10 protein-coding genes are annotated in these 11,006 nt (G+C 61.0%); 5 read left to right on the top strand and 5 right to left on the bottom strand.

What is annotated here, in order from left to right; translation table 11 throughout:
- Nucleotides 1-203 precede the first annotated feature (203 nt).
- On the bottom strand, nt 204-656 hold the full coding sequence (locus tag MF6394_RS32540; protein WP_078468288.1) for a MarR family winged helix-turn-helix transcriptional regulator: 453 nt from the start codon (nt 654-656) through the stop codon (nt 204-206).
- An 81-nt stretch (nt 657-737) separates the two neighbouring features.
- Complete coding sequence (locus MF6394_RS32535) at nt 738-1,688, bottom strand: LysR family transcriptional regulator (RefSeq protein WP_078468287.1); 951 nt, start codon at nt 1,686-1,688, stop codon at nt 738-740.
- Nucleotides 1,689-1,796: 108 nt separating this feature from the next.
- Here MF6394_RS32535 and MF6394_RS32530 point away from each other — a divergent pair, with 108 nt between their 5' ends.
- Nucleotides 1,797-2,546: a sulfite exporter TauE/SafE family protein gene (locus MF6394_RS32530; protein ID WP_078468286.1), complete on the top strand. Its 750-nt coding sequence runs from the start codon at nt 1,797-1,799 to the stop codon at nt 2,544-2,546.
- Here MF6394_RS32530 and MF6394_RS32525 read toward each other — a convergent pair.
- On the bottom strand, nt 2,536-3,417 hold the full coding sequence (locus MF6394_RS32525; protein ID WP_047710396.1) for a LysR family transcriptional regulator: 882 nt from the start codon (nt 3,415-3,417) through the stop codon (nt 2,536-2,538). The genes MF6394_RS32530 and MF6394_RS32525 overlap by 11 nt on opposite strands.
- Before the next feature lie 70 nt (nt 3,418-3,487).
- Here MF6394_RS32525 and MF6394_RS32520 point away from each other — a divergent pair, with 70 nt between their 5' ends.
- Together MF6394_RS32520 and MF6394_RS32515 are read left to right on the top strand one after the other, a co-directional pair.
- Entirely contained in the window at nt 3,488-3,694 is a 207-nt protein-coding gene (locus MF6394_RS32520; protein WP_078468285.1) for a DUF1127 domain-containing protein, read from the top strand.
- Between the two features lie 45 nt (nt 3,695-3,739).
- Nucleotides 3,740-4,969 carry a winged helix-turn-helix domain-containing protein gene (locus MF6394_RS32515; RefSeq protein ID WP_078468284.1) on the top strand — a complete coding sequence of 410 codons (1,230 nt, stop codon included), beginning with the start codon at nt 3,740-3,742 and terminating at the stop codon, nt 4,967-4,969.
- A gap of 96 nt (nt 4,970-5,065) precedes the next feature.
- Here the strand turns inward: MF6394_RS32515 and MF6394_RS32510 are convergent, their stop codons facing one another.
- Nucleotides 5,066-6,412, bottom strand: a complete 1,347-nt coding sequence (locus MF6394_RS32510; protein ID WP_057710905.1) for a class II 3-deoxy-7-phosphoheptulonate synthase — start codon at nt 6,410-6,412, stop codon at nt 5,066-5,068.
- 123 nt (nt 6,413-6,535) lie between these two features.
- On the opposite strand from MF6394_RS32510, the gene MF6394_RS32505 reads away from it, so the two are divergent.
- Nucleotides 6,536-7,291 (top strand): spermidine synthase, encoded by a 756-nt coding sequence (locus MF6394_RS32505; RefSeq protein WP_003189897.1) that lies wholly within the window; start codon nt 6,536-6,538, stop codon nt 7,289-7,291.
- Nucleotides 7,292-7,424: 133 nt separating this feature from the next.
- Here MF6394_RS32505 and MF6394_RS32500 read toward each other — a convergent pair whose 3' ends face one another.
- Nucleotides 7,425-8,216, bottom strand: a complete 792-nt coding sequence (locus MF6394_RS32500) for a crotonase/enoyl-CoA hydratase family protein (protein WP_044274549.1) — start codon at nt 8,214-8,216, stop codon at nt 7,425-7,427.
- A gap of 423 nt (nt 8,217-8,639) precedes the next feature.
- Between MF6394_RS32500 and MF6394_RS32495 the strand changes: the two genes are divergently transcribed.
- Nucleotides 8,640-10,313 carry a DEAD/DEAH box helicase gene (locus MF6394_RS32495; RefSeq protein ID WP_003189900.1) on the top strand — a complete coding sequence of 558 codons (1,674 nt, stop codon included), beginning with the start codon at nt 8,640-8,642 and terminating at the stop codon, nt 10,311-10,313.
- Nucleotides 10,314-11,006 lie beyond the last annotated feature (693 nt).

The raw sequence follows: 11,006 nt of genomic DNA, 5'->3' as shown, positions 1-11,006 counted from the left end.
GAGCCCAAGCGAGGTGCCGAGTGGTGGGGCAAGAGCGTTTTGCTTACTTTTGCGCTGTTCAAAAGTGAGCCGCTGTCAGAGCGGAACCCTAGGTGGCCGTTACCTAAATAACGGATATGTACCCGGTCCAACTGTGTTGACTGCCAGGCCGCCTTCGCGAGCAAGCCCGCTCCCACTTCCGAGTGTGTGTAATGCTGGGGGTGTCAGAGGCTGGTTTGCAGATTAGCGCGCAACGCGATCAGGTCGCCTTGCAGCTTGCGCAATTGCTCCAGCGCCATCCCGCTGGCGTCCAGGATGCATTGCGGAACCTCCTTGGCCTTCTCCTGCAAGGCACGCCCGGCGTCGGTCAGCTCCACCACCACCACCCGTTCATCTTCGCGGCTGCGGGTGCGGCTGAGCAGGCCCTCGGCTTCCAGGCGCTTGAGCAGTGGCGTCATGGAGCCCGGGTCCGTCAGCAGACGGCTGCTGATTTCGCTGACGGTCAACTCATCCTCTTCCCACAGCACCATCATGGCCAGGTATTGCGGGTAAGTCAGGCCGATGGCTTGGAGCAGCGGCTTGTAGACCTTGGTCATCATCAGTGAAGTGGAGTGCAGGGCGAAGCACAGCTGGTTGTCCAGCAATAGCGATTCGCAAGGATCAGGGTTTTTGCTCATGGTAGTGCCTCTAAAAAGCATGTATGGGCTGGAATCTAGCGGGCAAATCTTTAATGCGCCAGGTAATTGTTGCCCTAGGCGTCAGACCAGGCCACTTTGCAATGCCAGATCCCAAGGCGGCACCGGGCTGAAACGGGATTTGAGGTATTCGAGCAGCAACCGGCTGCGGGCATTGGGCTGCTGTTCCAGGCGCAGCGCATAAATGCCGGCGGTTTCCGGGCTGGGCAAACCGTCTTCACAAAACAGCGGCAACAGTTCGCCGCGCACCAGGTACTCACTGGCCAACCAGGTCGGCAGGTGAGCGATGCCCAGCCCGGCCAATGCACCCGAAAGCAGGGCTTCGGCATTGTTGGCGCTCATGCGGATGCGCCGCGGGCGATAGGTGGTGCGGCGCCCGTCCAGTTCGAAGCGCCAGGCGAACATCGGCGCCAGCCCGTCCCAGTCCAGGCCGTCATGTTCGCTCAGCTCCCGAGGATGGGCCGGCGTGCCACGGCTTTTCAGATACGCGGGGCTGGCACAGGCGATACGCACGATACTCGCCAACGGCGTAGCGATCAGCCGGGAGTCAACGATATGCCCGGCGCGCAATACCAAGTCGACCTTGCCCAAATGCGCGCCCTGCATATCGACAAAGCTGTCGATCAGGTGCAGGTGCACGTCCAGTCCTGGATACAGGCTCAAAAAGTCCGCAATGACCGGCGCCAGGTGCCGGCGGCCAAACGCTGCGGGCGCATCGACCCGGATCAACCCTTCCGGCGCATGGCTCAGCGAGACGGCTTCGGCCCGCGCCAACTGCAACTCGCTGACAATCCGTCGCGCCCGCTCGGCAAAGGCCAAGCCCGCTGAGGTGGGCACCACCGCATGGGTGCTGCGTTGGAACAAGCGGCTGCCCACTGAGCTTTCCAGGCTGTAGATGCGCCGCGCCACGGCGGAAGGCGTCAGCGGATGTCGGCGCGCGGCGGCGGAAAAACTGCCGGTTTCCAGTACATCCAGAAACAGGCTCAGTTGGTCGGTCAAGGTGTTGGGGTTCATGGCTCAACGCTTATGCGAGATTGGCACAGCCATTGTGCGTTGCTGTGCGTTTCCGCGCCAGGGCCGACTGCGTAGCATGCCAAGCATCAAATGGCGGAGTAGCAAGCGGTGTGGGATTTAGTGATGTACCTGGCATTGGGCGCGGCGTTGGGCACCGTGGGTGGGCTGTTTGGCATTGGCGGCGGGCTGATTGCTATCCCGGTGCTGGGCGTGTTGTTCGGCCTGGATCAGCAGATTGCCCAAGGCACCGCTTTGGTGATGGTCGTGCCGAACGTGATGCTCGCCCTGTGGCGCTATCACCAGCGTAACCGCATCGAGTTGCGTCACGCCTTACCCCTGGGTGTGACCGGCTTTTGCTTTGCCTGGCTGGGGTCGATCTGGGCGGTGGGGCTGGATGCGGGCGCCATGCGTATCGGCTTCATTGCTTTTTTGGTCGCGCTATCGGCCTACAACCTGGTGCGCATGTTCACTCGCAACGCGCCGCCCACCGCGCAAATGCGTTGTTCCTGGCCTTGGCTTGGCGTCTTGGGCGCGGCATCCGGTTCCATGGGCGGGCTGTTCGGGGTCGGCGGTGCGGTGGTCGCTACGCCGGTGCTCACCAGTGTCTTCGGCACTACTCAAGTGGTCGCCCAAGGCTTGTCGTTGGCCTTGGCGTTGCCTAGCACCGGTGTGACCCTGGTCACCTATGCCTGGCACCACGAGGTGGACTGGATGATCGGCCTGCCGCTGGCGATAGGTGGCCTGCTGAGTATCAGTTGGGGGGTGAAAGTCGCCCATGCCTTGCCGGAGCGTCTATTGCGCGGCCTGTTCTGTGGCTTTTTGGTGGTGTGCGCGGTGATGCTGACCTTTAAAGTTTGAAGCCTTCGATGATGTACTCTGCCAGGCATTCGGTGATCGGCGACGTCATCTGCGGGTTACGCAGCAAGCGCAGGTTCATCGACGGCAAAGGCGGGAAGCCTTCGTCGCTGCCGAGCACGCGCAGGTCGTCGGTGACCAGGCTTTCCATGCTGACCATCGCCGCCAAGCCCGCACTCACCACCGCCAGGATCGCTGCTCCGTTAGAGCTGTGATAGGCCAGGCGATAATCTCGCCCAGCCGCGTCCAGTGCGGCACGTGCCCAATGGGTGTACAGGCACTCGTCGCCGGACACCGCCAGGGGTAGGGCATCGTGCTCCTCCACACAAAAGCACGGCGATGCTGCCCACACCATGCGTTCGGTACGCAATAACTCACCCAGATCGTTTCCAGGTTCGCGGCTGATCACGGTCAACGCCAGGTCCCGCCGCTGCATCAATACGGTCGATGCTTCGCAGTGCATTTCGATCTGAATCAGTGGGTAGGCTTTGGAAAACTGCTTAAGGATCCCAGGCAGAAAGCGCATCACGTAGTCATCCGGCGTGCCGATGCGCACCAAGCCCACCATGTGGGGCTCGCGCAAGGTATTGAACACCTCGCTGTGCAATTTCAGGATACGCCGCGCATAACCCAACAGCACCTGGCCTTCGGGCGTGAGCCGTACTTGCCGGCCATCGCGCTCGAACAGTTTGCGCTGCAGCACGTCCTCTTCCAGGCGCTTCATCTGCATGCTCACTGCCGACTGCGTACGGTTGACCTGCTCGCCGGCGCGGGTGAAACCGCCCTGGTCGGCGATCGCGACGAAGGTGCGCAGCACGTCTGTGTCGATGCTGGGATAGGCGGACAATTGATCAATCTCCGAGATGTATTGCATAAGAAACATTCGTTGGATTGATCATAATGCCAGGCACACACTGTCGTCATCCCCATTGGAGGGCGAGAAGATGAAAGGTCAAAAAGGTTTCATATCGACAGATAAACGGCCGTTTGCCGGGCTGTTCCACACATTCGCGCGTTGGCAGCTATTGCATCAGGAGCGCCAGATGCTGGCGACCCTGAGCGATGACGCACTCAAGGACATCGGGCTCAATCGCGCCGACGTCGTGCAGGAAAGCCATCGGCATTTCTGGGAAGACCCGCTGCGAAAATAAGCCCGGATGCAGTAGGGTAGGGGGCGAGCTTCTTTGGAGACTGCCATGCCCGCCGACCTGTGTTTTTCACTCAAGCAAGCTCGACGCATGGCGCTGGCAGCCCAGGGTTTTTCCGGGCGCCAGGCGCCTGCACAGATAAAGGCTGCGCACCTCAACCGCCTGGTTGAACGCCTGGGCGTCCTGCAGATCGACTCGGTCAATGCGCTGGTGCGTTCCCACTACCTGCCCGTGTTTTCCCGCCTCGGCCATTATTCCCCGTCAATTCTTGAGCAAGCCGCCTGGAGCCAGGGGCGGCGGCGCTCGTTGTTCGAATACTGGGGGCACGAGGCGTCGCTGCTGCCCATGGCGCTGTACCCGCTGATGAAGTGGCGCATGGAGCGCGCCCGGCAAGGGCAGGGGATCTATGCGCAGATGGCACGTTTTGGCCGTGAACAGCAGGCGACGATCCAGCGCGTGTTGCGCACCGTCGAACAGCAGGGCGCCTTGGGCGCTGGCAGCTTGTCGACCCGCGAGGAGCGTGCCGGGCCCTGGTGGGACTGGAGTGATGAAAAGCACGCGCTGGAATGGCTGTTCGCCGCTGGCCTGGTCACGGTTGCCGGTCGTCAAGGGTTCGAGCGGCTCTATGATTTACCCGAGCGCGTTATTCCCGCCGAGGTGCTCAATGTCTCCATGGGGGAGGCTCAAGCGCAGCGCGGCTTGCTGTTGCACAGTGCGACGGCATTGGGTGTCGCCACCGAAAAAGACCTGCGCGATTATTTTCGCCTCGAGCCCGCCGACAGCCGCAACCGCTTGGCCGAACTGGTCGAGGATGGGCAACTGCTGGCGTGCCAGGTGCGGGGTTGGAAGCAACCCGCGTATTGCCTGGCGCAGCCGAAACTGCCGCGCAACGTACCGGCCAGTGCATTGTTGTCACCGTTCGATTCGCTGATATGGGAGCGCAGCCGCACCGAGCGCCTGTTCGACTTTCGCTATCGGCTGGAGATCTACACCCCGCAAGAAAAGCGCGTGTATGGCTATTACGTGCTGCCGTTTCTGCACAACGAGCGCATTGCCGCGCGCGTCGACCTGCGGGCCGAGCGTGCCCATGGGCGCCTGGCCGTGCATGCCGTGCACGAGGAAGAGCCGGGGCTGGATGAGGAAGGCATGTTGGCGCTGGCGATGAACCTGCGAAAGATGGCCGACTGGCTAGGGCTGGAACAGGTCCAGCTCAATTGCCAGCGGCCCAGTGCTGCCCGGTTAAGGGCAGCGATGCTGAACCGGGATACCAACCTTTAAACCTCTATCGCGGGCAAGCCCGGCTCCCACAGAGAAACGCGTCCAAATGTGGGAGCCGGGCTTGCCCGCGATGGCGTCATCCCGGTCGATAAAACGTCAGCGTTTAACCTGTTTCAAGGTCTCGGCAATCAGAAACGCCAACTCCAGCGACTGATCGGCATTCATCCGTGGGTCGCAATGGGTGTGATAACGGTCCGACAGGCCATCTTCGGTGATCGGCCGTGCGCCGCCGATGCATTCGGTGACGTTCTGTCCGGTCATCTCGATATGGATCCCGCCGGCATAGCTGCCTTCTGCCTGGTGCACCTGGAAGAAATCCTTCACTTCGCCAAGGATCTGCGCAAAGTCGCGGGTCTTGTAACCACTGCTGGCCTTGATGGTGTTGCCGTGCATCGGATCGCAGCTCCACAGCACTTGCTTGCCTTCGCGCTGCACGGCCCGGATCAGGTTGGGCAAATGGTCACCGACCTTGCCTGCGCCCATACGGGCGATGAGGTTGAGGCGGCCAGGGTCGTTATCCGGGTTGAGGATGTCGATCAGGCGGATCAGGTCGTCCGGGTTCATGCTCGGTCCGACTTTCACGCCGATCGGGTTGTTCACCCCGCGCAGGAACTCGACATGGGCGCCGTCCAACTGACGGGTGCGGTCGCCGATCCACAGCATGTGCGCCGAGCAGTCGTAGTAGTCGTTGGTCAGGCTGTCACGGCGTACGAAGGCTTGTTCATAGTTGAGCAGCAACGCTTCGTGGGCGGTGAAGAAGCTGGTTTCGCGCAATTGCGGCGAGCTGTCCATGCCACAGGCGCGCATGAAGGCCAGGGTTTCGTCGATGCGGTCGGCCAGTTGGCTGTACTTTTCAGCCAGGGCTGAGTTGGCGATGAAATCCAGGTTCCACTTGTGCACTTGGTGCAGGTCAGCGAAACCGCCCTGGGCAAAGGCGCGCAGCAGGTTGAGGGTGGCGGTGGACTGGTGGTAGGACTGCAGCAGGCGGTCCGGGTCTGGCACGCGGCTTTTTTCGTCGAAGCCGATGCCGTTGACGATATCGCCACGGTAAGCGGGCAGGGTGATGCCGTCGATGGTTTCATCGTTGGCCGAGCGTGGCTTGGCGAACTGACCGGCCATGCGCCCGACTTTCACCACCGGGCAACCGGCGGCGAAGGTCATGACAATAGCCATCTGCAGCAGCACCTTGAAGGTGTCGCGGATCTTCGCGGCGGAAAACTCAGCAAAGCTCTCGGCGCAATCGCCACCTTGCAGCAGGAAGGCACGGCCCTGGGTCACTTCGGCAAACTGACGGCGCAACTCGCGGGCTTCCCCGGCAAACACCAGGGGCGGGTAGCTCGCCAGGCTTTGTTCCACTTGCAGCAAGTGGGCAGCGTCCGGGTATTGAGGTTGCTGCTGGATCGGCAGGGCTCGCCAGCTATCGGGGCTCCAGGGTTGGCTCATCATGAACTCGTTTGCGGGTGGATGTTGGGGCGTCAATGTTAGCAGCAATTAGTGCGTGACCTGTGGCTGCCGCTTGGCCGACAATCGCGCCTTTGTCGTGCGGTAGACCCTTTAGGAGTAGTGATGAGCGAGGAGCGTGTCGAGCGCCTGCTGGCCGAAGTCCATGATGAATTCGGCATGATCCGTGTGCTTGAAGTGGCGGATTACCGCTTTCTCGAATTCGGCGATGCCATCGAGCAAAGCTGTGTATTCACCGCTGACCCGAGCTGGCTGGAGTACGACTATACCCGCGCGATGCTGATCGGTGCGTTGTGCCATGAGCAGCCGGAGAGTGCGTTGTTTCTCGGCCTGGGCGCGGGCACGCTGACCCAGGCGTGCCTCAAGTTCCTGGCGCTGGACGATGTCGAAGCCATTGAACTGCGTCCCGATGTACCGCGCCTGGCGATTGAATATCTGGGGCTGGATGACGACCCGCGCTTGTACATCCGCATTGGTGACGCACTGCAATTGCTCGACAGTGCCGAATCGGCCGATCTGATTTTCGTCGACCTCTACACCGATGTCGGCCCGGGCGTGGGGCATCTGGCCTGGACCTTCCTGGAAAACTGCCAGAAGAAGCTCAACCCCGGCGGCTGGCTGGTGATCAACCAGTGGGCCACCGATGACGGCAAACCGTTGGGGGCGGCGTTGCTGCGTGGGTTGTACCACCGGCATTACTGGGAGCTGCCGGTGAAGGAGGGCAATGTGATTCTGTTGGTGCCTTCGGAGCTGGATCAGGAGCTGGACCTGGAGGCGCTGTCAGCCCGCGCCGAAGCCTTGGCGCCGCGGTTGGGGTATTCGTTGCAGCCGTTGATCAAGGCGATTCGGCCAGCAACTTAGTTGCCGGTTCGGACGCTTTCGCGGGCAAGCCCGCTCCCACAGGGGATTGCATTTCAGCAGAGAATGCAATTCAACTGTGGGAGCGGGCTTGCCCGCGAAGAGGCCCTCACTGCCGACCGCTAATTCAGTTCGTTCAAATCCCCTTGAACACCCCCGGCCGCTTCTCGACCATCGCCCGAACACCCTCCTTGGCATCCTCACTGTTAAGCAGTTTATCCACCATGGGCGGCAGCGCGGCGGCGGCGACAGCTTCGCCTTCCATCCGCGCCAGCCGCGCCGACATCAGCGTGGCCTGCACACCCAGCGGCGCCTGGCGCGCAATGCGGTTGGCCAATTCAATGGCGCGAGGCAACAGGTCTTCACTGGCCATCACTTCCTGCACCAACCCCAGGCGCAGGGCTTCATGGGCGTCGAATTCGTCGCCAGTGAGCAGCCAGCGCATCGCATTGCCCCAGCCTGCAATCTGATGAAAGCGCAATGTCGCGCCGCCAAATGGAAAGATCCCACGTTGAACTTCCATCTGGGCAAAGCGGGTATTGCTGGCGCAGAGGTTGATATCCGCCGCCAGCATCAATTCGATACCGATCGTCAGGCAATAACCCTGGGCAGCGACGATCACCGGCTTGCTCACGCGCGGGCCGGCAAACACCCCCCACGGGTCGCACCCTCCCAGCGGCGGTTGCCAGCCGCCCGCCATCACGCTGCTGACATTGGCCAGGTCCAGCCCGGCCGTGAAGTGGTCACCATGGGCAAACACCACGGCCACTCGTGCATCATCGTTTCGATCAAATTCGCCATAGGCCAGGCTCAGTTCATTGAGCAAATCCAGGTCGAAGGCGTTGCGTTTGGCCACACGGTCCAGGCCCAGCAATAGAACATGGCCCTCAAGTGCGCGGCTGACACGGCTACTGCTGGCTTGATTCATGGGGTGTGCCCTCGGGGCGCGGGTAAGGTTTCAGACCAAAGGGTCTCAATGGTTGGGTGAACCGTTTAAGCATGATGACCAACAGGGCCGGGCCTCTGAAAAATAGACCCTGGCGCACGGATCTGCAAAACCCGTGACGCAGTGCGCTTTATCGGTGCCTGGCGATAAAAAAAGCTCCCTTTTTCAGCTATTTCCGGTATAGTGCGCGCCGGCCTTTAACCGGGCCGCGTTTAGGTAGCGCAATTCCCCGAAGTCAGCTTCGGCTGCACGTCCGCACAGCGGACTCTTCCTTGACGAATCTTTTTCATTCATTCGTTTTCGCAAATCCCCGCCGACAAAGCAGCCAGGGCGACTCTTGAGTCTCAACACGGCATGCGCAGCTTTGGAGCATGGGTCTTTGCGGATGCACTTAGAGGCAGACCCATGACCCAGGAAACCGGCGGCTTCGCCGCTTTTAATCTTAACCCGAATATTCTTGCAGCCGTCGCAGCGACTGGCTACGAAGAACCTTCGGCGATTCAGCAGCAATCGATCCCGATCATCATGGCCGGTAAGGACATGATTGGCCAGGCGCAAACCGGTACCGGTAAAACCGCCGCGTTCGCCCTGCCTATTCTGCATTGCATCGATCCTGCCAAGCGCGAGCCGCAAGCCCTGATCCTGGCGCCAACCCGTGAGTTGGCGCTGCAAGTAGCAACCGCCTTTGAAACCTACGCCAAGCAAATGCCGGGTGTAACTGTTGTGGCCGTTTACGGCGGCGCGCCTATGGGCCCACAACTCAAGGCAATCCGTAATGGCGCACAGATCGTTGTCGCCACTCCGGGCCGTCTGTGCGACCACCTGCGTCGTGACGAAAAAGTTCTGTCGACCGTGAACCACCTGGTTCTGGACGAAGCTGACGAAATGTTGAAGCTGGGCTTCATGGATGACCTGGAAGTCATCTTCAAGGCACTGCCAGCGACCCGTCAGACCGTGTTGTTCTCGGCTACCCTGCCGCAGTCCATCCGTGCCATTGCCGAACGCCACCTGCGCGATCCGGAGCACGTGAAGATCCAGACCAAGACCCAGACCGTTACCGCGATCGAACAGGCTCACCTGTTGGTTCACGCTGACCAGAAGACCTCGGCTGTATTGAGCCTGCTGGAAGTGGAAGACTTCGACGCCCTGATCATGTTCGTGCGCACCAAGCAAGCGACCCTGGACCTGGCCAGCGCCCTGGAAGCCAAAGGCTACAAAGCCGCTGCGCTGAACGGCGACATTGCCCAGAACCAGCGTGAGCGCGTGATCGACTCCCTCAAGGATGGCCGTCTGGACATCGTTGTGGCGACCGACGTTGCCGCCCGTGGCCTCGACGTTCCACGTATCACCCACGTGTTCAACGTTGACATGCCTTACGATCCAGAGTCCTACGTTCACCGTATCGGCCGTACTGGCCGTGCCGGTCGCGAAGGTCGTGCATTGCTGCTGGTGACTCCACGTGAGCGCCGCATGCTGCAAGTGATCGAGCGTGTTACCGGCCAGAAAGTTGCCGAAGTCCGCCTGCCGGATGCCCAGGCTGTTCTCGATGCGCGCATCAAGAAACTGACCAACAGCCTGGCGCCACTGGTGGCTGACGCTGAATCGACCCACGGCGACCTGCTGGACCGCCTGACCGCCGATATCGGTTGCACCCCGCGTGCCCTGGCTGCAGCCCTGCTGCGCAAAGCCACCAACGGTCAGGCCCTGACCCTGGCAGCCATCGAAAAAGAACGTCCACTGGTTCCGAACAGCGCGCCACGCGGTGATCGTCCAGAGCGTTCCGGTGACCGTCCAGACCGTGGCGACCGTGAGCGTCGTGCTCCAGTGCCATTGGCTGAAGGCCGTGCTCGTTGCCGTACCGCGCTGGGTGCGCGTGATGGTATCGCTGCCAAGAACCTGCTGGGCGCTATCCTCAACGAGGGTGGCCTGGCGCGTGAAGCCATCGGTCGCATCCAGGTGCGTGACAGCTTCTCCCTGGTGGAGTTGCCGGAAGACGGCCTGGAAAAACTGCTGACCAAGCTCAAAGACACTCGCGTTGCCGGTAAGCAGCTCAAGCTGCGTCGCTACCGCGAAGATTGATCCGCCCTTGGGCTGATTGATCGCACATAAAACATCCCCGACTGGTTCGGGGATTTTTTTTGCCTCCTGTTTTAGTCTTCGACGCTATCAGCTGTGGGAGTTGGCTCCCGTGACGACCTGATGGTAGATGCTGATCTAACTGATGCCCCGCGATCCAAATGTGGGAGCTGGCTTGCCTGCGAAGACGGCCTAACAGCCGACGCTTTTCTACCTGACACCCCGCAATCAAACTGTGGGAGCGGGCTTGCTCGCGAAGACGGCCTAACAGTCAACTCAGTTGGACCGTGTACATATCCATTCCTGCGGTAACGGCCACCTAGGGTTCCGCTCTGACAGCGGCTCACTTTTGAAAAGCGCAAAAGTAAGCAAAACGCTCTTGCCCCACCACTCGGCACCTCGCTTGGGCTCGGTGTGCCCGAACGCAGGCTTGAATCCGTGGGCCGCCGCCACGCGCCATCCATGGCGCGGGGCGGCTAACCCGGCGTCCTGCCGGGTTACCCACGAATTCAAGCCTGCGTTCGGCCAGCGTGGTTTAACGGGGCGCCTAAGATCAAAAGCCAGATCAACGGCGTTTTTCAAGGTAGTTGTCGCGTCCACCGTCGCGCTACGCGATTTTTATTACCACGGTCAGTTCCCTTTCAGGGTTCAGATACACCGTCCCGATAGGGTTCCAGTTGCGTGTCTCTCCTGACC

The sequence above is a fragment of the Pseudomonas sp. MF6394 genome (assembly GCF_002018845.1).
Taxonomy (GTDB): Bacteria; Pseudomonadota; Gammaproteobacteria; order Pseudomonadales; family Pseudomonadaceae; genus Aquipseudomonas; species Aquipseudomonas lactis.
Note: the sequence above shows the minus strand (reverse complement) of the source record. Positions and strands in the feature narration are given on the sequence as shown.

Excerpts from the sequence above, each read along its gene's own strand:
- MF6394_RS32540 (WP_078468288.1), bottom strand. The coding sequence starts at position 656 with ATGAGCAAAAACCCTGATCCTTGCGAATCGCTATTGCTGGACAACCAG.
- MF6394_RS32535 (WP_078468287.1), bottom strand. The coding sequence starts at position 1,688 with ATGAACCCCAACACCTTGACCGACCAACTGAGCCTGTTTCTGGATGTA.
- MF6394_RS32525 (WP_047710396.1), bottom strand. The coding sequence starts at position 3,417 with ATGCAATACATCTCGGAGATTGATCAATTGTCCGCCTATCCCAGCATC.
- MF6394_RS32520 (WP_078468285.1), top strand. The coding sequence starts at position 3,488 with ATGAAAGGTCAAAAAGGTTTCATATCGACAGATAAACGGCCGTTTGCC.
- MF6394_RS32515 (WP_078468284.1), top strand. The coding sequence starts at position 3,740 with ATGCCCGCCGACCTGTGTTTTTCACTCAAGCAAGCTCGACGCATGGCG.
- MF6394_RS32510 (WP_057710905.1), bottom strand. The coding sequence starts at position 6,412 with ATGAGCCAACCCTGGAGCCCCGATAGCTGGCGAGCCCTGCCGATCCAG.
- MF6394_RS32505 (WP_003189897.1), top strand. The coding sequence starts at position 6,536 with ATGAGCGAGGAGCGTGTCGAGCGCCTGCTGGCCGAAGTCCATGATGAA.
- MF6394_RS32500 (WP_044274549.1), bottom strand. The coding sequence starts at position 8,216 with ATGAATCAAGCCAGCAGTAGCCGTGTCAGCCGCGCACTTGAGGGCCAT.
- MF6394_RS32495 (WP_003189900.1), top strand. The coding sequence starts at position 8,640 with ATGACCCAGGAAACCGGCGGCTTCGCCGCTTTTAATCTTAACCCGAAT.